Origin of the sequence: Cryobacterium sp. N22 (genome assembly GCF_002929555.1) — a bacterium.
In the GTDB taxonomy this organism is placed as follows: domain Bacteria; phylum Actinomycetota; class Actinomycetes; order Actinomycetales; family Microbacteriaceae; genus Cryobacterium.
The window spans coordinates 23953-46665 of sequence record NZ_PJJP01000016.1; the positions used below are offsets into that span (position 1 = coordinate 23953).

Genomic DNA, 22713 nt, shown 5'->3' on the forward strand with positions numbered 1-22713 from the left:
GCCTCAGACCCCTCGTATGACGGCAGATGACGCGCGCGAGGGCGGGCGTGGAGGCGCGGGAGGGCGCGCTAGACGATAACCTGTAAAACGTGTCTACTCCTTACAACCCCTTCGGGCAGGTCCTCGTCGCCCTGGTGACACCTTTCACCGCTGACGGAGAGGTCGCCTGGGCCGATGTCGAGAAGCACATCGACGACGTCATCACCGCCGGGGCCGACGGCATCGTCGTCACCGGCACCACCGGCGAAACCTCCACCCTCACCGACCCCGAGAAGATCCGGCTCGTCGAGGTCGGCAAGGACGTCGCGGCCGGTCGCGCCAAGATCATCACCGGCGGCGGCTCGAACGAGACCGCGCACGCCATGCAGCTCGCCAAGCAGAGCGAGAAGGCCGGCGCCGACGGCAACATGATCGTCACGCCGTACTACAACAAGCCCACCCAGGCCGGCGTGCTCACGCACTTCCGCATGATCGCGGATGCCACCGACCTGCCGGTGATCCTCTACGACATCCCGGGACGCACCGGCATCCCGATCACCTACGAGACCATCCTGCGCGCCGCGAAGCACCCGAACATCCTCGCCGTGAAGGACGCCAAGGGCGACCTGGCCCAGGTCAGCCGGGTGCTCAACCAGACCGACCTGCTCTACTTCTCCGGCGACGACCCCAACGTGCTCCCGCACCTGTCGATCGGCGCCACCGGCCTGATCGGCGTCACGGCGAACATCGCCGCGACCCCGTACCGCCAGATGGTGGATGCCGTGAACGCGGGCGACCTCAAGGCGGCCACGCTGGCGCACCAGCAGCTTGAGCCCCTCGTGCGCGCCGTGATGACCCACGTGCCCGGCACCGTCGCGGCCAAGTACATCCTGCACGGGCTGGGGCGCATCGGCAGCCCCCGCGTGCGCCTGCCCCTGGTCGGTCCAGAGGAATCCGAGGCCGCCATGATCGAAGACGAAATCGACCTCGTCCGGAACATCCCCGGCGTCGACTTCACCAACTTCCGCCCCGACCGCAACGCCGCCGCAGGCGGGGCGCTGCCCAAGGTCGCCGGAACCACACGCTAAAAGATAAACGCACCACGACATCAGAGCACCACTTACTTCACGCACCACCAACTCCACAATAGGAGGGCTTATGCCCAACGACGTATACGCACCGCCCGCGCTTCCCAAGGGAACACTCCGCGTCACGCCCATCGGCGGACTCGGCGAAATCGGCCGGAACATGACCACCTTCGAGATCAACGGCAAAATCCTGATCGTCGACTGCGGCGTGCTGTTCCCCGAGGAGCACCAGCCCGGTGTCGACCTGATCCTGCCGGACTTCACCCCGATCAAGGACCGCCTGAAAGACATCGTCGGCGTCGTGCTCACGCACGGCCACGAGGACCACATCGGCGCCGTTCCTTACCTGTTGAAGCTGCGCCAGGACATCCCACTGATCGGTTCCGGCCTGACGCTGGCGTTCATCGAGGCCAAGCTCAAGGAACACCGCATCACCCCGTACACCCTGCAGGTGAAGGAGGGCCAGAAGGAACGCCTCGGCCCGTTCAACCTCGAGTTCGTCGCGGTCAACCACTCGATCCCCGATGCCCTCGCCGTGGCCATCAAGACCGAGGGTGGCAGCGTGCTGCACACCGGTGACTTCAAGATGGACCAGCTGCCGCTGGACAACCGGATCACGGACCTGCGCGACTTCGCCCGTCTGGGCGAAGAGGGCATCGACCTGTTCCTGGTCGACTCCACCAACGCCGACGTTCCCGGCTTCACGCCGTCCGAACGCGCCATCGGCCCGGTCCTGGAAGACGTCATCGCCCGTGCCCCGCGCCGGGTGGTCATCGCCAGCTTCTCCAGCCACGTGCACCGTGTGCAGCAGGTGCTCGACGCCGCTCACGCCAACGGCCGCCGCGTGGCCCTGCTGGGCCGCTCGATGGTGCGCAACATGACCATCGCCGCCGACCTCGGCTACCTCAAGGTGCCGGACGGCGTGCTGATCGACTTCAAGAAGGCCGGGAACATCCCGGACAACAAGATCGTCTACATGTCCACCGGGTCGCAGGGCGAGCCGATGGCGGTGCTCAGCCGCATCGTCAACAAGGAGCACCAGATCGAGGTCGGCCCCGGCGACACCGTCATCCTGGCCTCCAGCCTGATCCCCGGCAACGAGAACGCGGTCTACCGCATCATCGACGGCCTGACCAAGCTCGGCGCGAACGTCGTGCACAAGGGCAACGCCAAGGTGCACGTCTCCGGACACGCCGCCGCCGGCGAGCTGCTCTACGTCTACAACGTGCTGCGCCCGAAGAACGTGCTGCCCGTGCACGGCGAATACCGCCACCTGGTGGCCAACGCCAAGCTCGCCGTGCAGAGCGGCGTGCCCGTCGACCGGGCCATCCTCGCCGAGGACGGCACCGTGCTCGACCTGCGCGACGGTGACGTGAAGAAGGTCGGCCAGCTCGACCTCGGCTACGTCTACGTCGACGGTTCCACCGTCGGCGAGATCACCGAAGCCGACCTCACCGACCGGCGCACGCTGTCCGAGGAAGGCTTCATCTCGATCATCGTCGTGGTGGACAAGTCCACCGGCAAGGTCATCGTCGGCCCGGAGATCCACGCCAAGGGCTTCGCCGAAGACGACTCCGTGTTCGACTCCGTCCGGCCCAAGATCGAGGCCGCCCTGGCCGAGGCCGCGCAGAACGGCACCCACGACACCTACGCGCTCACGCAGGTCGTGCGCCGCACCGTCGGCCGCTGGGTGCAGGCGTCGTTCCGCCGTCGTCCGATGATCGTTCCGATGATCATCGAGGCGTAACCGCCCGCTGCACCGCACCATCCGTCAACCCCCGGCCGCCCTCGGCGCCGGGGGTTGACGCGTTCTCCGCATCCCGCACACCGGGGGTCATCCTTGAGGAGGATTTTGCCCGAAAGCCGCCCCGACGGGCCGGAACTGCCTCTAGGCTCAAGCCAGTCGACGCCGTCAGGTGCGATGCGAGCATGGGGGAAATCAGTGAATGTGATGCGCAAATGGGTCTTTCCGATCCTCCGGTTGCTCGTGGTCGCGGCCATCGCGGTGGCCCTGGTGAAGCTGGCGTTCTTCGCTGACGCCGCAGAGGCCCAGGACCCGGCCCAGCCGACCGGCCAGATCGTGGAACCCCAGGTTCCGGTTGCCCTGGGCACTATCACCAACGATGTGACGCTGCCCGGAACCGTGTCGGCAGATACCGCCGTGCCCGTCAAGGCCGTCGCGGCCGGCACCGTCGACGAGATCTTCTTCGCCGCCGGAGCGACAGTCGCCGCCGGCGACAAGATCTACGACATCAAGGTCGAAACCGTGCGTGACCCCGTTGAGACGACGGACCCCGCCACCGGCATGGTCGCCATCTCCCAGCCCAAACCGGCGGTCACCTTCGAGAAGGTCTTCGCTCCTGCCGACGGCGTGCTCAGCGCCCTCACCGTCATCCACGGTCAGTCGGTCGCCATCGGCGACACCACCGGCCAGGTCGCGCCGCCCAGCTACTCGGTGAGCGGATCGCTCAGCCCCGAACAGCAGTACCGGCTGGTCACCCAGCCCACCGAGGCGTCCATCGCCATCACCAACGGCCCGGCCCCGTTCACCTGCACGGGCCTGCGCATCACCACCCCGCTGGCCGGGGCGGATGCCGGCGGCACCGGCGGCGGCACCGGTCAGGCAACGGGTACCGGCGGCGGCACTGGCGGCACCTCCGGCACCACCGTCAGCTGTGCGATCCCCGCCGAGGTGACCGTGTTCCCTGGCCTCGCCGCTCAGATCACCATCGCCGGCGGCAAGGCGGAGAACGTGCTCGTCGTCCCCACCACGGCCGTCAAGGGCTCCGCGGAGACCGGCGTCGTCTGGTTCGTGCTGCCCGACGGCAGCACCGAGGAACGCCCGGTGACCCTCGGCATGAACGATGGCACGTCCGTGCAGGTCGTCTCCGGCCTGGCCGAGGGTGACCTGATCAACCAGTTCGTGCCCGGGGCCGTGGCCGGGCCCGGCGCCGGCTGCGTTGTCACACCGGATGGCAGCGAGATCTGCCCTGAGCCCGGAATGACGCTCCATTGACGCTCCTGCACCTGGCCGGCGTCACCCGCACCGTCCAGCTCGTTGACGCCCCGCCGCTGACGATCCTCTCCGGCGTCGACCTCGACGTGGCGGTGGGGGACCGGGTCTCCATCGTGGGTCGCAGCGGTTCGGGCAAGTCCACCCTGCTCAACCTGCTCGGCCTGCTCGACAACCCCACCACGGGCGTCCTCGAGTTCGACAATCGTCCGGTCAAGTCGTTCTCCTCGGCCGAGCGCGACCGGGTGCGCGGACGCGACGTGGGCTTCATCTTCCAGCAGTTCAACCTGCTGCAGGGCCGCACGGCCCTCGAGAACGTGATGACCCCGCTGCTCTACGCCCAGGGCAAACAGTTCTGGCAGCGCGCCCGCATCGCCACCGAAATGCTCGACAGGGTCGGCCTCGGCCACCGGCTCGGCGCCATGCCAGACAAGCTCTCCGGCGGTGAACAGCAGCGCGTGGCCATCGCCAGGTCGCTGGTGCGCGGCCCGCGGCTGATCCTGGCCGACGAACCCACCGGCGCCCTCGACCTCGAAACCGGCGCCGACGTGATGGCGCTGCTCGACGAGGTTGCCACCGGCTCCGGCGCCGCCCTCATCACCATCACCCACGACCCGGCCATAGCGGCGCTGGCCACCCGGCACCTGCGCCTGGACCACGGCGTGCTCACCGTGGCCGGCGCGAACATCGGCCGCACCGTGTCCGACGATGACGTGCACGACGACCTGCGCGATGACGACCTGGCGGCGGTGCCCGCATGAACCGCCTGCTCAGCAACGTGGTCGGCTCCTTCGTCGAAGCCTGGCAGGAACTGCGCATCCACAAGACCCGGGTGATGCTCTCGCTGATCGGCGTGGCCGTGGCGGTCTGCGCGATCACCACCGTGGTGGGGCTTGGCGCCGTGGCTCAGCAGTCCATCGTGGAGCAGAACGAACGCAGCGGCGGCCGCAGCGCCACGCTCTCGCTGTACGCGTCCGCGAGCGACGGCAGCATGATCGACCCCGAAGCCATGCAGGAGCTCTGGGCGACCGCACTCGACAGGTACGGCATCGACTATGCCAGCCGGGTGCTCTACTCCACGCAGACCGTGCAGTTCACGGATGGTGCGGTGCCCGTGCAGGTCATCGCCGTCGACCAGCCCTACGGCACCATGCATCGCGTGAAACTCACCGAGGGCACCTGGTTCAGCGTCGATGACGCCGACCGCCTCGCGCCGGCGGTGCTCGTCAACGAGGTCTTCTACGACAGAATCGGTCGCCCGGACCTGGCCACGCACCCCACCACCGCACTGCTCGGCGCCACGCCGGCCACCGCCGTGATCACCGGGGTCTACCCGGTGAGCACGTGGGAGACCGAACCGGCCATGTACATGCTCATGGACACCCTCACCGCGCTGACCCCCGCCGACCAGCTCGCCGCCGGCGGCGGCGCCCCCAACTACGAGTTGTGGGTGCCGCCGGAGATCAGTGAAGACCTGATCGTTGCCTTGCAGCGGGACACGGAGAGCGCACTGGGCGCCGGAACCCAGGTGTCGGTGAGCCGGCAGGACTACGCCGCGTACAACGAGGACCCGTTCGCGTCGATCAAGCTGCTCGTCGGGGGAGTGGCCGGCCTGGTGCTTCTGCTCGGCGCCCTGGGCCTGGTGAACATCGCCCTGGTCACGCTCAAGCAGCGCATCCGCGAGATCGGGGTGCGGCGCAGCTTCGGCGCCACCGCCGGCCGGGTGTTCTTCTCGGTGATGATGGAGAGCATCGTGGCCACCCTGGTGGCCGGGGTGGTGGGGGTGATCGGCGCCGTGCTCATCGTCACCAACCCCATGCTGCAGGAGTTCATCAGCCAGGGCATGGTCACCGACTTCCCGCCCTTCCCGGTGGAGGCCGCCATTCTCGGCCTGGTCTGCGCCACCGTCGTCGGCGCCCTCGCCGGCCTGCTGCCGGCCCTGGTGGCGGTGCGCGTCAAGGTCATCGACGCCATCCGGTATTGACCGCTCGCGAAAGCGGCCGTGTGGTCGCCACGGCTCTCCCGAAGCAGCCACAGGGCCGCTTTCGTGGGCGCCGGGAGCCGTTCCGCCGGGCCAATTGGGCGTGGGCTCACACCGATGTCGGTCGTCGGCGGTACCGTGGAACACATGGCTACGAGCACTAAGTCGACCGGGCGTGCCCGCAGCACGCCTGCGCGCGGCACCGGAACGACCGCGCGCACCAAGGCCGGCAGCACCGCGACCCAGAAGACCGTCAAATTCCCCGCGGCCGAGACCAAGCCGGGCATCGCCGTGCGCATGTGGATGGGCCTGGCCCACGTCGCCGGCGGCGCCGCCCGCGCACTCGGCCCCGAGCAGCTCTCCAAAGAGGAACGCCGCGACGGCCTGCCCTTTTTCCTGGTGTTGCTGGCCGTCGCCGGCGCCGTGATCGAGTGGTTCCTGATCAACGACCCGGTGGCCCAGACCCTGGATGCCTGGACCTTCGGTGGACTCTTCGGTCGGGTCGCCTTCGCCCTGCCGGTGATCATCATGCTCTTCGCGATCTGGCTGTTCCGCAATCCCAGCTCCGTGCACGACAACGGACGCATCGGCATCGGCCTGTCCCTGCTCCTGGTCACGGTCTCCGGCCTCTGCCACATCTTCGGCGGGCAGCCTGAGCCCCGGCAGGGAGTGGACGTGCTGGCCCTGTCCGGCGGTGTCCTCGGCTGGATGATCGCGGCCCCGCTGATCTTCCTGATCACCACAGTGGGCGCGGCCATCGTCGTGATCCTGCTGCTGATCCTCAGCCTTTTCATCATCACGAAGACCCCGCCGAACAAGATCGGTGAACGCAGCCGCGAACTGTACGCCTGGCTCTTCGGCGCCCCGTTGCCGGCCCCGGAGGAGCGCGCGGCCGCCAAGGAAATCCGCCAGGAGCGCATCCAGGCCCTCAAGACCAAGCAGATCGAACTCGACGGACTCGAGCCGGCGCAGGACGACGCGATCGACGATGGCGCCCTGCCCTGGTGGCGCCGCAACACCAGCAACCGGGAAGAAGACCCCGACTTCAGCAGCGCAATGTCGTCGGAGTCCGACGAGGCCCAGCCGCCGGCGGCGGACCCGCTCAGCACGCTGCTCAACCACGGGGCGGATGCCGCCAAGGGCGGCTTCGAGACCGCGCTCGAGTCTCCCCAGGCCCACGTTCCGCCGGTCCACACCGATCACTACGGCACCGAGGTGCTCGAAGACCTGCTCAGGGCCGAGGAAGCCATCAAACGCTTCACCGGCGAGGTCGCCGCGGTACCACACGCGACGGGACTGCAGGCCGACGACCCGGTCGGCCTCACCGAGGTGCTGCCGGGCCTGGACGACCTCGACGAGGCCGCCACGGCTGTGGACCGGTCCGCGACCGACCTCGGCTTCGGCGAGCAGCCGAACCTGCCCTACCTGCTGCCATCGTCCACGACCCTCACCGCCGGCCCGCCGGCCAAGGCGCGCTCCGCCGCCAACGACGAGATCGTCAAGTCCATCACCGAGGTGCTCAGCCAGTTCTCGGTGGATGCCCGCGTCACCGGCTTCTCCCGCGGCCCGACGGTCACCCAGTACGAGATCGAACTCGGCCCCGGCGTCAAGGTCGAGCGGGTCACCGCGCTGAGCAAGAACCTCTCCTACGCGGTCGCCTCCAACGAGGTGCGCATCCTCTCGCCGATCCCCGGCAAGAGCGCCATCGGCATCGAGATCCCCAATACCGACCGCGAAATCGTCACCCTCGGCGACGTGCTGCGCTCCACCACGGCCACCAACAGCACCCACCCGATGACCATCGGCGTGGGCAAGGACGTCGGCGGCGGCTTCGTCATCGCCAACCTCGCCAAGATGCCCCACCTGCTCGTGGCCGGGTCCACCGGCTCGGGCAAGTCCAGCTTCGTGAACTCGATGATCACCAGCCTGCTGATGCGGGCCAAGCCCAGCGACGTGCGCATGGTCCTCATCGACCCCAAGCGTGTCGAGCTCGCCGCATACGCCGGCGTTCCCCACCTGATCACCCCCATCATCACGAACCCCAAGAAGGCCGCCGAAGCGCTGCAGTGGGTCGTGAAGGAGATGGACATGCGCTACGACGACCTGGCCAGCTTCGGGTTCCGGCACATCGACGACTTCAACAAGGCCGTGGTCAACAACGAGATCGTGTTGCCCGCCGGCAGCGCCCGCAAGCTCAAGCCCTACCCCTACCTGCTGGTGGTCGTCGACGAGCTCGCCGACCTCATGATGGTGGCCCCGCGCGACGTCGAAGACTCGATCGTGCGCATCACCCAGCTCGCCCGCGCCTCCGGTATCCACCTGGTGCTGGCCACCCAGCGGCCCAGCGTCGACGTGGTCACCGGCCTGATCAAGGCCAACGTGCCCTCCAGGCTGGCCTTCGCCGTCACCAGCGTCACCGACTCCAGGGTCATCCTCGATCAGCCCGGCGCCGACAAGCTGATCGGCCAGGGCGACGCCCTGTTCCTGCCGATGGGCGCCTCCAAGGCCCTGCGCGTGCAGGGAGCCTGGGTCAACGAGGCCGAGATCGAGAAGGTCGTCAAGCACGTCACCCAGCAGGCCAGGCCCGACTACCGGCCCGACGTGTCCGCAGAAGCGCCGCGCAAGGAGATCGACTCCGACATCGGAGACGACCTCGAGGTGCTGCTCGCCGCCGCCGAACTCGTGGTGTCCACCCAGTTCGGCTCCACTTCGATGCTGCAGCGCAAGCTGCGCGTGGGTTTCGCCAAGGCCGGCCGCCTGATGGACCTCCTCGAATCCCGCGAGATCGTCGGCCCGTCCGAGGGCTCCAAGGCCCGCGACGTTCTCGTCTCCGCCGAACAGCTGCCGAGCGTCCTGGCCAAGCTGCGCGGGTCCGACGCCGAGCAGCACGCCGCCACCGCCCGCTCGCAGTTCGAGGAGTCCCAGCGGTCGCAGGCGCACGAGCAGGCCACCCCCGACCCGCGATACGCCGATGACCCGGTGGCGAAGATGAGCGAAGGGTACGCTGAAGACGAGGGCGACTCGGACGAAGACGCCTGGCAACTCACCGACAGGGAATGACCCCATGGCTACACCGACCACACCGGCCACGCCGTCTAACTGGAACCTGCCGAACTTCATCACCATCGTGCGCATCCTGCTCGCGCCGGTGTTCTTCTGGATGCTGCTGGCCGACAACGGCGCCGACGAGGCCCTCCGCTGGTGGGCCGCCGTGCTCTTCATCGTGGCCATCGCCACCGACGGCGTCGACGGGGCCATCGCCCGCCGGTACAACCTGGTCACCGACCTCGGCAAGCTGCTCGACCCGATCGCCGACAAGATCCTCACCGGCGCCGCGCTGCTCGGCCTGTCCATCCTGGGCGAGCTGCCCTGGTGGGTCACCATCGTGATTCTGGCCCGCGAGATCGGCATCACCGTGTTCAGGTTCGTCATGCTGCGCGACAGGGTCATCCCGGCGTCCCGCGGCGGCAAACTCAAGACCCTCGCGCAGTCCGTGGCGATCTCCCTGGCCCTGCTGCCGCTCTGGCTGGTCTTCGGCGACTGGATCAACTGGGTCAACACCATCACTATGACCGTCGCCCTGGTGCTCACCGTGTACACCGGCATCGAATACCTCGTCGCCGCGCGCCGGGAGAACCAGCACGCCAAGCCGACCAAGTCCTGACATGACGGCCCACCCGGATGCCGCGGCCGCCCTGGTCGCGGCCCTCACCGCCAGAGACCTCACCATCGCCGTGGCGGAGTCCCTGACCGGCGGCCTGCTCGTGGCCGAGCTCGTGCGCATCCCCGGCGCCTCCGCCGTGGTCACCGGGGGAGTCGTGGCCTATCAGACGCCGATCAAGCACACGCTGCTGGGCGTGGACGAGGTGCTGCTGGCCGAGCACGGTGCCGTGCACCCCGAGGTCGCCAGGCAGATGGCCACCGGTGTGCGCGCCGCGCTGGCGATCGATGGGCGCCCGGCCGACATCGGCATCTCGACCACCGGAGTGGCCGGCCCTGACGAACAAGACGGCCAAAGCGTCGGCACGGTCTACCTGGGAGTGTCTTTCGGGGATAAAGTGCGGGCCATAGCGGTTAGCCTCACCGGCGACCGGGCAGAGATCCGCACGCAGACCGTTGCGCACGCGATCGAAGCTGTGTGTCAGCTGATTGAAACCACAAAGCTCGGGATCGCGGAATAGTTCCTGTTACCGGTGGGTTACAGAACACATATTCACAAGAAAAGTCCAGTCATCCTCGATAATCTGAGGTGTCGGATGGATAGAGTACTGTTGGCCATCCGCCACACAAAACTGACCGGTTGAGTGGGCCCCAGCAGACTAGACAGCACGAAGAAGGAGGTTCCGATGATTCTTGTTCGTCAGGAAATCGGCGATGTGCTCAGGGACTTCCGCCTGCAGAAGGGTCGCACCCTGCGTCAGGTTGCGAGCAAGGCAAGTGTGGCCCTCGGCTACCTGTCTGAAGTTGAACGCGGTCAGAAGGAAGCCTCCTCCGAGATTCTTGCTTCGGTCGCAGACGCGCTGGACACACCGATCTCGGTGATCATGCGCGAGGTCGGCGATCGGCTGGCCGTCATCGAGGGAATCGACCGGTTCCCCGACACCGTGCCCGACGAGCTGGTTGCCAAGTTCGACGCCAGCATGATGATGCGCTAATCGGCCATCCCACCTTTTCACACCGAATCAGCGTCAACCGAGTGAGTACCGCATGCGATTGAGTGAGTTCCGCCAAGCGTTGAAAGACGAATTCGGCGAGGGCTACGGCAGGGTGCTCACCCGGGATCTGGTTCTGGGTCCGCTCGGCCGGACCGCCGACCAGGCCCTCGCGGGCGGAGTCCCCGCCCGCGACGTCTGGCTGGCGCTCTGCGCCGAAACGGATGTCCCGCAGGGCCGCCGGCACGGCGCCGGGCTTCCGCCGGCCCGCAGCTGATCCGGTCACACCGGCAGCACCCAGACAGAAACGAACCATGAGCCACCACCGGCCCGGCCCTCCAGCCGGGCCGTTCGGCGTTTCGGGAGAAGATTCCGACACACCGCGCCAGCGTCGAATGTCTGTTCGGTTCTTGGTAGGCTCCTCCACAGTAGTAGTCGAAGACGGATTGTCCACCGTCGCGGTGTCTCCCGGCCAGTGTCGGGGGTGCTGCGTACAGTCGGACTCGTCAACGACAACAGCGCACCTGCCTTGTCGAGGGCGGTCGCCGGGGTCCTCCCGGTTGCCGAAACGACAGCCTATAGGCGCCACGCGCACGACCCAAAGGAGCACACCATGGCATCAGCAGCAGACCGCGAGAAGGCACTCGACACCGCACTCGCCCAGATCGACCGCCAGTTCGGCAAGGGCTCGGTCATGCGCCTGGGCAGCGACGAGCGCGCCCCCGTTGAAACCATCTCCACAGGGTCGATCGCTTTGGACGTCGCGCTCGGCATAGGCGGACTGCCCCGGGGCCGGATCGTGGAGATCTACGGCCCGGAGTCCTCGGGTAAGACCACGCTCACCCTGCACGCCATCGCGAACGCGCAGAAGAACGGCGGCATCGCCGCGTTCATCGACGCCGAGCACGCCCTCGACCCCGAATACGCCAAGAAGCTCGGCGTCGACATCGACGCCCTCCTCGTCTCCCAGCCCGACACCGGTGAGCAGGCACTCGAAATCGCCGACATGCTCGTGCGAAGCGGCTCGATCGACCTGATCGTCATCGACTCCGTCGCCGCCCTCGTGCCGCGCGCCGAAATCGAAGGTGAGATGGGTGACTCCCACGTGGGTCTGCAGGCCCGTCTGATGTCCCAGGCGCTCCGCAAGCTCACCGGTGGGCTCAGCCAGACCAACACCACCATGATCTTCATCAACCAGCTGCGCGAGAAGATCGGCGTGATGTTCGGCAGCCCGGAGACCACCGCCGGCGGTAAGGCGCTGAAGTTCTACGCCTCGGTGCGTCTGGACATCCGCCGCATCGAAACCCTCAAGGACGGCACTGAAGCCGTCGGTAACCGCACCAGGGTCAAGGTCGTCAAGAACAAGATGGCGCCGCCGTTCAAGCAGGCCGAATTCGACATCATCTACGGCGTCGGCATCTCCCGCGAGGGCAGCCTGATCGACTTCGGCGTCGACCAGGGCATCGTTAAGAAGTCCGGCGCCTGGTACACCTACGACGGCGACCAGCTCGGCCAGGGCAAGGAGAACTCCCGCAACTTCCTGCTGCGCAACGCCGACATGGCCAACGAGATCGAAACCAAGATCAAGAACAAGCTCGGCATCGGGGCCGAGGGCAAGGCCGCGAAGAAGGCCACCGACGACGCCGCCACCGCCGCAGCGGCCGCTGCGGCCGCGGCAACGGGTGCGGCCACCGGCACCGACGGCGCCAAGGTCCCGTCCATCGCGGCCAAGGCCGCCGCACGCAAGGGCGCCTAGCCGTCATGGTTCACTTCGAACCCTCTCGTGGCAAGGCCGGTGCCGCTTCGGCGCCCGGCCGGGAAGGCCTCGCACCGGTGACGTACCTGCCCGGGGCGAGCCCCGCGGAACAGGCCGATGACGCCGCGGAGGACGCGGCCCAGGAGCGCGAACAGGCGGAGAAGCTGCTCCTGCAGCGCCTGCGCGGCCGGTCCCTCTCGATCATCGAGGCCCAGAAGCTGCTGCGCTCCACCGAGATCGACGAGGAGGCTGTGCAGGAGATCCTCGAACGTTTCACCGAGCTGCACTACCTCGACGAGGAGAAGCTCGCCGACCAGATCATGCACAGCCACCACGAACGCAAGGGCCTGGGCCGCAGCGGCGTTGCCGCCGAGATGCGCCAGCGTGGGCTCGACGCCGAGCTGATCGCCGAGAAGCTCGAGGAGATGCCGGACGACGAGGCCGAACGGGCCACCGAACTGGCGCTCAAGCGGGTTCAGCAGCTGGACAGGTTCGACGACGCCACCATCGATCGCCGGCTCACCGGGTTCCTGATGCGCAAGGGATACGCCTCCTCCGTGGTGCGCGACGCCGTCAAGGCCGCTCTCGCGTCCCGGCGGGGTTCCGGCCGCACGTCCACCGTCCGGTTCAGGTAGCGGGTGCGGCGCGGTGCGGGACGGTACGGTTCAGGTGAGAGCGACCGCGCGCACGCGTAAGCTGAGGGAACTATGAGCAGCGTCACCGCACCGTCCCTCGCCACCCCGTCATCCTCCGACCCGTCGCCGCACAGCGCGACGGTGATCGCGCCGTCCTCGGCGGCGAGGGACGACGAGGGCCGGGCGCGCACCTATGAGGTGCGCACCTTCGGCTGCCAGATGAACGTGCACGACTCCGAGCGGCTCAGCGGTTCTCTCGAGGCGGCCGGCTACGTCTCGGCGGCGGGCGGCGAAGCCGACATCGTCGTGATCAACACCTGCGCGGTGCGGGAGAACGCCGACAACAAGCTCTACGGCAACCTCGGCTACCTCGCCTCGGTCAAGCGCAAGCACGCCGGCATGCAGATCGCCGTCGGCGGCTGTCTGGCCCAGAAGGACAAGGCCACCATCCTGGCCAAGGCACCTTGGGTGGACGTGGTGTTCGGCACCCACAACATGGGGTCGCTGCCGAGCCTGCTCGAACGCGCCCGGCACAACGGCGAGGCCCAGCTGGAGATCCTCGAATCCCTGGAGACGTTCCCGTCCACCCTGCCGACCAAGCGCGACTCGAGCTACAGCGGCTGGGTCTCGATCTCCGTCGGCTGCAACAACACCTGCACCTTCTGCATCGTGCCCGCCCTCCGCGGCAAGGAGAAGGACCGTCGTCCCGGCGAGATCCTCGCCGAGATCCAGGCCCTGGTCGACGACGGCGCCATCGAGGTGACCCTGCTGGGCCAGAACGTGAACTCCTACGGTGTGGAGTTCGGTGACAGGCTCGCTTTCGGCAAGCTGCTGCGCGCGGCCGGCCAAATCCAGGGACTCGAACGCATCCGCTTCACCAGCCCGCACCCCGCCGCGTTCACCGACGATGTCATCGACGCCATGGCGGAGACCCCCGCCGTGATGCCGCAGCTGCACATGCCGCTGCAGTCCGGCTCCGACCGGGTGCTCAAGGCCATGCGCCGCTCCTACCGGTCCACCAAATTCCTCGGCATCCTCGAGCGCGTGCGGGCGCAGATGCCCGACGCGGCGATCAGCACCGACATCATCGTCGGCTTCCCCGGCGAGACCGAGGAGGACTTCCTGGAGACCATGCGGGTCGTCGAGGAGTCCAGGTTCGCCACGGCCTTCACCTTCCAGTACTCCATCCGGCCGGGCACCCCCGCGGCCACCATGGCCGACCAGGTGCCCAAGGCCGTCGTGCAGGACCGCTACGAACGGCTCATCGCCCTGCAGGAGCGGATCTCCTGGGAGGAGAACCGCGCCATCATCGGCCGCGAGGTCGAACTTCTGGTCGCCAACGGTGAGGGCCGCAAGGATGCCGACACCCACCGTCTGAGCGGGCGTGCCCCCGACAGCCGGCTCGTACACTTCGACGTGCCCGCCGGCTCCGACCTGCCCCGGCCCGGCGACATGGTCACCGTCACCGTCACCCAGGCCGCACCGTTCCACCTCATCGCCGACTCCCTCGACGGCAAGCCGCTCCGCATCCGCCGCACCATCGCCGGAGACGCCTGGGACCGGGAGCAGACCGAGTCCTGCGGTGTGCCCGCCCCGGCGGGCTCGACCGGCAGCGCGGTCTCGTTGGGCCTGCCTACCCTGCGGGTGGGCAGCCCCAGCCTCACCCTGTCGAACCTCAGCCAGCACGCCGCTACCGGGCACGCCTCTACCGGGCACGGTGGCGCCACGACGATCCCGATCTACCCTCTCGACGACGCGGAACGCTAGGACCCGGTGCTCGTTGTCATCGTCGGGCCGACCGGTACCGGCAAATCCGAGCTGTCCCTGGATGTCGCCGAACGGCTGATCACGGCCGGCCGGCCCGCCGAGATCGTGAACGCCGACGCCATGCAGCTGTACCGGGGCATGGACATCGGCACCGCCAAGCTCGCTCCCGCCGAGCGCCGCGGCGTGCCGCACCACCTGCTGGACGTGCTCGACGTGGCCGACGAGGCCACCGTCGCCCGGTACCAGGTGGAGGCCCGCGCCGCCATCACCGGCATCCTCGAGCGCGGCGCCGTCCCCATCCTCGTGGGCGGTTCCGGTCTCTACGTCTCCTCCGTCGTCTACGACTTCCAGTTCCCCGGCACCGACCCGGTGCTCCGCGCCCGGCTCGAGGCCGAGCTTTTGGAGCAGGGCCCCGGCCTGATGTATGACCGTCTGAAGGCCGTCGACCCCGGCGCCGCCGCCCGCATCGGGGCCAGCAACGGCCGCCGGCTCGTGCGTGCCCTCGAGGTCGTCGAACTCACCGGCGCCCCGCACACCGCGGCCCTGCCCGGCGACCCGGTCTGCTGGATGCCCGCCGTCACCCTCGGGCTACGCCTGCCCCGCGAGGTGCTCACCCCGCGCCTGGATGCCCGGGTGGACCGCATGTGGACGGCCGGACTCGTCGAGGAGGTGCGTGGCCTCATCCCCGCCGGGCTGGAGGGCGGCGTCACGGCCAGCCGCGCGATCGGCTACGCCCAGGCCCTCGGCCAGGTGCACGGCACCGTGTCGCAGGCGGATGCCATCGAGGCGACCCGGCAGCTCACCCGGCGGTACGCCCGGCGTCAGGTGAGCTGGTTCAAACGTGACCCGCACACCCACTGGATCGACGCCGACGACGCGGACCGCGTCGACCAGGCCGCTGCTCATCTGCCCTGACGCCGGAGCCGGCAGCCCGAGTCCCTAAACTGAACACATGGGCATCGATCTCCACTTCACCAAGGGCCAAGGCACCGGCAACGACTTCGTGCTGTTCGCCGACCCCGACGGCCGGCTCAATCTCACCCCGGAACAGATCCAGGGCGTCTGCGACCGCCAGTTCGGCGTCGGCGCCGACGGCATCATCCGCGCCGTGCGCTCGGCCAACCTCGATGCGGGCGCCACGGCCCTCGCCGAAGACGACGGCGCCGAGTGGTTCATGGACTACTGGAACGCCGACGGCACGGTCTCGGAGATGTGCGGCAACGGCATCCGGGTCTACACCCGGTTCCTGCTCGAACAGGGCCTCGTCGACCTCGGCCCCGGCGATACCCTGCCGATCGGCACCCGCAGCGGTGTGCGCGACGTGCAGCGCAACGCCACCGGCTACCAGGTGGACCTCGGTCGGTGGCGGCTGGAGCCGGGGGAGACCCTGGTGCGCGCCAAGAACCTCGCCGTGGCCCGCCCGGGCCTGGGCATCAACGTGGGCAACCCGCACGTTGTGGTGGCCCTCGCCGATGAAGACGAGCTCGAAAGCGCCGACCTGACCTTCATTCCGCAGCTGGACCCCGAGCCCGCCGAGGGCGCCAACGTGGAGTTCGTGCTGCCGCACGACCCGCTGGTCGTCGACGGCGTCGGCCGCATCCGGATGCGCGTGCACGAACGCGGCAGCGGCGAGACCCTTTCCTGCGGCACCGGCGCGGTCGCCGCGGCCCTGGCCACCCGGCACTGGGCCGGCAAGGGTGCACCGAACCAGTGGCGCGTCGAGGTTCCCGGCGGCGTCCTGGGCGTGCGGATGTTCCCCACCGAAGACGGCGAGCACGTCTCGCTCTCCGGCCCAGCCACCCTGGTCTTCGACGGCACCCTCGCACTCGCCTGACACGTCCGCGAACTGTGAGAAAAGCCCCGAAAACTCTCGGGTTTAGGGGCTTAGCTCACAGTTCGCGGGGGAGTCAGACGGGCTTGTGGGCCTGGAGGATGCGGAAGCCCTTGTCGGTCGCGTAGCGGGAGACCTCGAGCCCGCCGGGCTGACCGGCGCCGGTGAACTCCTCGGCGAGCCAGCGCTGCAGCGAATCGGAGCCGAGGTTGCGCTGCACGACGAGCCAGGCATCCGTGCCGGGCTTCAGGCGCGGCAGCCACAGCTCGAGCATCGCGTGCAGCTCGGCCTTGCCCACCCGGATCGGCGGGTTCGACCAGATACCCGCGAACACCACGGAATCGGGAACATCCGCCGGCAGGACCGCGTTGATGTTCGTGAGCCCCAGGTTGGCGGCGTTCATCCGCACCAACTCGAGGGCTCGCTCGTTGACGTCGACGGCCCAGACCGTGGCCGTGGGATCGGCCAGCGCCAGATGCAGGCTGATCGGTCCCCAGCCGCAACCGAGGTCGAGCACATCCCCGCCGCCGGAGGGCAGCGGGGCCTCGCGCATCAGCACCTTGGTGCCGGTGTCGATGTGTTCGGGGGAGAAAATCGCGTTCGCGGTGGTGACCTCGCGGATCGCCCCGGCGATCTTGACGGTGATCTGCCGCAATTTCAGGTCGCTACCCGGAGTCGACGAGAAATAGTGTTCGGAAGCCATACAGCGAACTTATCGAAAAAAGAGGAACTAGAGTTAAAGCAATGACTGATATAAACGCTCCACACGACGGCGATGACGATGTAGTTGCGCGCGTGCTGGCCAGCGCCGAGAGCCGGTCCTCCGGCTACTCGCTGTTCGCGAGCGGATCGGCGCAGGCCCTCTCGGCACGCCCGGCCAACGGCGGTTTCGACGGCGGCGACCACGACGGCGAACAGACCGAGCGTGAAGACCGCAACGCCCTGCGCCGCGTGGGTGGACTCTCCACCGAACTGCAGGATGTCACCGAGGTTGAATACCGCCAGCTGCGCCTGGAAAACGTCGTCCTGATCGGCGTCTACTCCGCCCGCAGCCTGCTCGACGCCGAGAACTCCATGCGCGAGCTCGCCGCCTTGGCCGAGACCGCCGGCGCCACGGTGCTGGACGGCCTGCTGCAGCGCCGCGCCACCCCCGACCCCAGCACCTACCTCGGCAAGGGCAAGGCCCTCGAGCTCGCGTCCATCGTGGCGGCGCTCGGCGCCGACACCGTGATCGCCGACACCGAACTCGCGCCCAGCCAGCGGCGTGCCCTGGAAGACGTGGTCAAGGTGAAGGTCATCGACCGCACCGCCGTGATCCTGGACATCTTCAGCCAGCACGCCAAGAGCCGGGAGGGCAAGGCGCAGGTCGAACTCGCCCAACTCGCCTACCTGCTGCCCCGCCTCCGCGGCTGGGGTGACTCGATGTCCCGCCAGGCCGGTGGCCAGGTCGGCGGCGCCGGCGCCGGTATGGGCTCGCGTGGACCCGGTGAGACGAAGATCGAACTCGACCGGCGCCGCATCCACACCCGGATGTCGCGGCTGCGCAAGCAGATGCTGGAGATGAAACCCGCCCGTGAGGCCAAGCGCGCCAACCGCAAGCGCAACGCGGTGCCGTCGGTCGCGATCGTCGGGTACACCAACGCCGGCAAGTCCAGCCTGCTCAACCGCATCACCAAGGCCGGGGTACTCGTGGAGAACTCCCTCTTCGCCACCCTCGACGCCACCGTGCGCAAGTCCACGACGGACGACGGCCGGCTGTACACCTTCACCGACACCGTCGGTTTTGTGCGCAACCTGCCCCACCAGCTGGTGGAGGCGTTCCGCTCCACCCTCGAGGAGGTTGCGGACTCCGACGTCATCATCCACGTCGTCGACGCGTCCCACCCCGACCCGGCCAGCCAGCTGGCCACGGTGCGCGAGGTCATCGGCGAGGTCGGTGCCAGCGACATCCCCGAGCTGGTGCTGTTCAACAAGAGCGACCTGGTCAGCGACGATGACCGGCTCGTACTGCGGGGCCTGGCGCCCCAGGCGATCTTCGTGTCGGCGCGCAGCGGCGAGGGCATCACCGAGGTGCTGCAGGTGCTCGAGACCATGCTGCCCCGGCCGGAGATTCGCCTCGAACTGCTGATCCCCTACGACCGCGGTGACCTCATCCCGATCCTGCACGAGCAGGGCAAGGTTCTGGCGCTGGACTACTCCGAGACCGGTACCCAGGTCACGGCTCTCGTTTCGCCCGGCATCGAGGCCCAGTTCACCCCGTTCGTGGTGGCACCGGCCATCGCCGGCTGACACCGATCCGCCCGAAGGCGGCACCCACTCCTGAGACAGGGGCGGGTGCCGCCTTCGGTGCGTTAACGCACCCGATGCGGCCGCGAACGTAACAATCGGCCATGCAGCAGCGCGGCCCGAAGGTGCGTTGTTAGAGTCATCTCATTCGTTGCCGGCGGGGTAATCTGCCCGGCATGGAGCGACAGCCGAGCCCGGCACCCGCCCGCGAGCAACCGCCCGGTTTCCGTGGCGGTCCGCGGCCGCCAGGCCTTTTGAACTGAACCCACCATGCCGAATGAGGAACCATGACAGCGACCCCGACGTCCCCACCCGCGGACCCCGCCTGTCGTTCGAGCATCCCGTTCTCGTTCGAGCTGTACCCGCCCAAAACGGATGCCGCGACGGCGGCCCTGCACACCACCATCGACGCCCTGGCCGCGGCCCGTCCGAAGTTCATCTCGGTGACCTACGGCGCCAGCGGCTCCTCCCGCACCTCGTCCCTGGACGTGCTGCGCTACATCCGCCGGGCCACCACGGTAGACCCGATGGCGCACCTCACCTGCGTCGGTTCCTCGCACGCCGAGGCGAGCAGCCTGATCCGCGAGTTCCTCGATGCCGGCGTGAGCAGCTTCCTCGCCCTCCGCGGCGACCCGCCAGAGGGCCTGACCGAGAACGACGCCTTCCTCGGCGACCTGCACAGCGCCGGCGAGCTGGTGCAGCTGATCCACCGCGTGCAGGCCGAACGCGTGCCGTACCAGGAAACCCCGATCCCCGGTCTTCCACGCGCCCGCGCCGTGAAGACCGAACGTGAACACGTGCGGATCGCCGTGGCGGCCTTCCCCAACGGGCACCCGCGCTCACGCTCCACCGCGCAGGACATCGACACCCTGCTGGCCAAACAGGCGGCGGGCGCGAACCTGGCCATTACCCAACTCTTCTTCCACGCCGACCACTACCTCAGCTTCATCCAGCGAGCCAGGGAGGCCGGGGTCGAATTCCCGATCCTGCCCGGCATCATGCCCGTCACCAGCCCCGGCCGGCTGCGGCGCATCCTCGAGCTCTCCGGCGAGGAACTGCCCGCCGAGCTCTCAATCCAGCTCGAGGTCGAACCCACCGCCGAGGGCCAGCGCGAGATCGGCATCAGCCACGCCGCCGCCCTGGCCGAGAAGCTCATCGCCGGCGGAGCACCCGGCCTGCACCTCTACGCCTTCAACCAGCACGAGACCGTGCTCGCCGTGCTCGACCGCGCCGGCGCGCTCGCACCGGCACAACCGGTCGTCTCCGCTCACCTCCCGTCCCCGACCCATCCCTCGACCAGCCCCGTCGGCACCCGTGCCGGTATCCACTCCACGAAGGACTACTACTGATGACCACCACCGTCCCCGCTTTCCCCACCGGAACGATCCTCGGCTACCCCCGCATCGGCCGCCGCCGCGAACTGAAGAAGGCCGTTGAAGCCTTCTGGGCCGGCCGGATCGACGCCGCCGAGCTCGAAGCCACTGCCGCGGCCCTGCGCAACACCACCAGGGAGCGTCTCGTGGGTCTGGGCCTCGGCCGCACCGACTCCTCAATTCCGGAGAGCTTCTCGTTCTACGACCAGGTGCTGGATGCTGCGGTGGCCGTCGGCGCCATCCCCACCCGCTTCGCCGGTCTCGTCGACGCCGACGGCCACCTCGACCTCGCCGGCTACTTCACCCTGGCCCGCGGCGCCGGTGAGAACCTGCCGCTCGAAATGACCAAGTGGTTCGACTCCAACTACCACTACCTGGTGCCGGAAATCGGCCCGGAGACCAACTTCCATCTCGCCAGCGACCGGATCGTGCGGGAGTTCGAAGAGGCCGCCGCCGCCGGCTTCCTCACCCGACCCGTCATCGTCGGCCCGGTCACCTTCCTGCTCCTGGCCAAGCCGAGCGAAGCGGCCCCGGCCGGCTTCCACCCGCTTGACCGCCTCGATGACCTGCTGCCGGTCTACGCCACCCTGATCGAGCGCCTGGCCGCCGCCGGCGCACAGTGGGTGCAGCTGGACGAACCGGGCCTCGTCAGCGAGAGCATCGACATCCCGCGCGACCGTGCCCTCGCCGCCCTCGCCCAGGCGTACGACACTCTCGGCGCGCTCGACAGCCGGCCCGGGTTGTTCGTGGCCGCGCCCTACGGCAGCCTCGACGACGCCCTGCCGGTGCTGGCCGGCACCCCGGTCGAGGCGATCGGCCTCGACCTCGTACGCGGCACGGTGCCCGAGGACGTGCCCGGCCTGGCCGGCACCACCCTCGTGGCCGGCGTGATCGACGGTCACAACATCTGGCGCGGCGACCTCGCCGCGGCATTCGACAAGGTCGGCCGGCTGGGCGCGCTCAGCGACCGGATTGCGGTCTCCAGCTCCACCTCGCTGCTGCACCTGCCGCACGACGTCACGGACGAGAGCAAGCTCGGCACCGAACTGACCAGCTGGCTGGCCTTCGCCGACCAGAAGATCGGTCAGGTCGCCACCCTCGCCCGCGGCCTGTCCGAGGGGCAGGCCGCCGTGCAGGCCGACCTCGACGCGGCCACCGCGTCGCTGGACGCGCGCCGGGTCTCGCCCGGTGTGCGTGACGGCGCCGTGCGCGCCCGCCTGGACACCCTCAGCCCGGCCGACTTCAGCCGGGGCGACTACGAGACCCGGCTCGCCGCCCAGGAAGCCGTGCTCGACCTGCCGCCGCTGCCGACCACGACCATCGGCTCGTTCCCGCAAACGAGTGACATCCGCCGCGCCCGCGCCCGACTGGTCTCCGGCGAGCTCGCGCCCGCCGAATACCAGGAGCTCATGCGCGCCGAGATCGGCCGGGTTGTGCAGCTGCAGGAAGACCTCGGCCTGGACGTGCTCGTGCACGGCGAACCTGAGCGCAACGACATGGTGCAGTATTTCGCCGAGAACCTCGACGGCTTCACCGTGACCGAGAACGGCTGGGTGCAGTCCTACGGCAGCCGGTGCACCCGCCCGTCGATCCTCTGGGGCGACGTCTCCCGGCCGGCGCCCATCACCGTGGAGTGGTCCAGCTACACCCAGACCCTCACCGAGAAGCCCGTCAAGGGCATGCTCACCGGACCGGTCACCATCCTGGCCTGGTCGTTCGTGCGCGACGACCAGCCGCTGGGGGAGACCGCCCGCCAGGTGGCGCTCGCGCTGCGCGACGAGATCGGCGACCTCGAGGCGGCCGGCATCCAGGTGGTGCAGGTCGACGAGCCGGCCCTGCGCGAGCTGCTGCCGCTGAAGAAGAAGGACCACGCCGACTACCTGGACTGGTCGGTCGGTTCGTTCAGGCTCGCCACCGCGGGGGTCGCCGACCAGACCCAGATCCACACCCACCTCTGCTACTCAGAGTTCGGGGTCGTCATCGACGCGATCCGCAACCTCGACGCCGACGTGACCAGCATCGAAGCCGCCCGGTCGAAGATGGAGGTCGTCTCCGACCTGCAGACCAGCGGGTTCGACCACGGGATCGGCCCGGGCGTCTATGACATCCACTCACCGCGCGTTCCCGGCGTGCCCGAGATCACCGAGCTGCTCGAGCGGGCGCTGGAATCGATCCCGGCCCGCCAGGTCTGGGTGAACCCGGACTGCGGACTGAAGACCCGCGGCTACGCGGAAACCGTGGAGTCCCTGCGCAACATCGTCGACGCCACCCGCGCCGTGCGAGCAACGCTGGTCTGACCCCGATCCAACTAAAACAGGCCCGACCCCTCATGGGGCCGGGCCTGTTTTGTGG

General features: G+C 68.6%; 19 protein-coding genes. 18 read left to right on the forward strand and 1 reads right to left on the reverse strand.

The window, feature by feature from the left end:
* Nucleotides 1-89: 89 nt before the first annotated feature.
* The 15 genes from dapA to dapF all read left to right on the forward strand — a co-directional run bounded on the left by dapA (nt 90) and on the right by dapF (nt 16705).
* Nucleotides 90-1067, forward strand: a complete 978-nt coding sequence (dapA, locus tag CXY76_RS01230) for a 4-hydroxy-tetrahydrodipicolinate synthase (protein WP_104162457.1) — start codon at nt 90-92, stop codon at nt 1065-1067.
* Nucleotides 1068-1137: 70 nt separating this feature from the next.
* On the forward strand, nt 1138-2814 hold the full coding sequence (locus CXY76_RS01235; RefSeq protein ID WP_104162458.1) for a ribonuclease J: 1677 nt from the start codon (nt 1138-1140) through the stop codon (nt 2812-2814).
* A 204-nt stretch (nt 2815-3018) separates the two neighbouring features.
* The gene (locus CXY76_RS01240; protein WP_199190162.1) at nt 3019-4083 is read left to right on the forward strand and encodes an efflux RND transporter periplasmic adaptor subunit; all 1065 of its coding nucleotides are present in this window, start codon (nt 3019-3021) and stop codon (nt 4081-4083) included.
* Nucleotides 4080-4841 carry an ABC transporter ATP-binding protein gene (locus CXY76_RS01245; protein ID WP_104162459.1) on the forward strand — a complete coding sequence of 254 codons (762 nt, stop codon included), beginning with the start codon at nt 4080-4082 and terminating at the stop codon, nt 4839-4841. Before CXY76_RS01240 ends, CXY76_RS01245 begins: the two co-directional genes overlap by 4 nt.
* On the forward strand, nt 4838-6064 hold the full coding sequence (locus CXY76_RS01250) for an ABC transporter permease (RefSeq protein WP_104162460.1): 1227 nt from the start codon (nt 4838-4840) through the stop codon (nt 6062-6064). Before CXY76_RS01245 ends, CXY76_RS01250 begins: the two co-directional genes overlap by 4 nt.
* Nucleotides 6065-6208: 144 nt before the next feature.
* A complete protein-coding gene (locus CXY76_RS01255; protein WP_104162482.1) occupies nt 6209-9121 on the forward strand; it encodes a DNA translocase FtsK in 2913 nt (970 codons plus the stop codon).
* Nucleotides 9122-9125: 4 nt separating this feature from the next.
* Complete coding sequence (gene pgsA, locus CXY76_RS01260) at nt 9126-9725, forward strand: CDP-diacylglycerol--glycerol-3-phosphate 3-phosphatidyltransferase (RefSeq protein ID WP_104162461.1); 600 nt, start codon at nt 9126-9128, stop codon at nt 9723-9725.
* A 1-nt stretch (nt 9726) separates the two neighbouring features.
* Entirely contained in the window at nt 9727-10242 is a 516-nt protein-coding gene (locus CXY76_RS01265; protein WP_104162462.1) for a CinA family protein, read from the forward strand.
* A gap of 165 nt (nt 10243-10407) precedes the next feature.
* Nucleotides 10408-10716 (forward strand): helix-turn-helix domain-containing protein, encoded by a 309-nt coding sequence (locus CXY76_RS01270; RefSeq protein WP_088455722.1) that lies wholly within the window; start codon nt 10408-10410, stop codon nt 10714-10716.
* A gap of 52 nt (nt 10717-10768) precedes the next feature.
* Nucleotides 10769-10990: a DUF3046 domain-containing protein gene (locus tag CXY76_RS01275; RefSeq protein ID WP_104162463.1), complete on the forward strand. Its 222-nt coding sequence runs from the start codon at nt 10769-10771 to the stop codon at nt 10988-10990.
* Between the two features lie 336 nt (nt 10991-11326).
* Nucleotides 11327-12469 carry a recombinase RecA gene (gene recA / locus CXY76_RS01280; protein WP_104162464.1) on the forward strand — a complete coding sequence of 381 codons (1143 nt, stop codon included), beginning with the start codon at nt 11327-11329 and terminating at the stop codon, nt 12467-12469.
* 5 nt (nt 12470-12474) lie between these two features.
* Nucleotides 12475-13104 (forward strand): regulatory protein RecX, encoded by a 630-nt coding sequence (locus CXY76_RS01285; protein ID WP_104162465.1) that lies wholly within the window; start codon nt 12475-12477, stop codon nt 13102-13104.
* 72 nt (nt 13105-13176) lie between these two features.
* Nucleotides 13177-14871, forward strand: coding sequence for a tRNA (N6-isopentenyl adenosine(37)-C2)-methylthiotransferase MiaB (miaB, locus tag CXY76_RS01290; RefSeq protein ID WP_104162466.1), 1695 nt, complete (start codon nt 13177-13179; stop codon nt 14869-14871).
* 6 nt (nt 14872-14877) lie between these two features.
* On the forward strand, nt 14878-15786 hold the full coding sequence (gene miaA / locus CXY76_RS01295) for a tRNA (adenosine(37)-N6)-dimethylallyltransferase MiaA (RefSeq protein WP_104162467.1): 909 nt from the start codon (nt 14878-14880) through the stop codon (nt 15784-15786).
* A 37-nt stretch (nt 15787-15823) separates the two neighbouring features.
* The gene (dapF, locus tag CXY76_RS01300) at nt 15824-16705 is read left to right on the forward strand and encodes a diaminopimelate epimerase (RefSeq protein ID WP_104162468.1); all 882 of its coding nucleotides are present in this window, start codon (nt 15824-15826) and stop codon (nt 16703-16705) included.
* Between the two features lie 73 nt (nt 16706-16778).
* On the opposite strand, the gene CXY76_RS01305 is transcribed toward dapF, so the two are convergent.
* On the reverse strand, nt 16779-17405 hold the full coding sequence (locus CXY76_RS01305) for a class I SAM-dependent methyltransferase (protein ID WP_104162469.1): 627 nt from the start codon (nt 17403-17405) through the stop codon (nt 16779-16781).
* Between the two features lie 41 nt (nt 17406-17446).
* On the opposite strand from CXY76_RS01305, the gene hflX reads away from it, so the two are divergent.
* From hflX to metE, 3 genes are all read left to right on the forward strand, one after another.
* Nucleotides 17447-18991, forward strand: a complete 1545-nt coding sequence (hflX, locus tag CXY76_RS01310) for a GTPase HflX (protein ID WP_104162470.1) — start codon at nt 17447-17449, stop codon at nt 18989-18991.
* A gap of 284 nt (nt 18992-19275) precedes the next feature.
* Entirely contained in the window at nt 19276-20337 is a 1062-nt protein-coding gene (locus tag CXY76_RS01315; RefSeq protein WP_104162471.1) for a methylenetetrahydrofolate reductase, read from the forward strand.
* Nucleotides 20337-22658: a 5-methyltetrahydropteroyltriglutamate--homocysteine S-methyltransferase gene (metE, locus tag CXY76_RS01320; protein ID WP_104162472.1), complete on the forward strand. Its 2322-nt coding sequence runs from the start codon at nt 20337-20339 to the stop codon at nt 22656-22658. The genes CXY76_RS01315 and metE overlap by 1 nt, the downstream gene beginning before the upstream one ends.
* Nucleotides 22659-22713 lie beyond the last annotated feature (55 nt).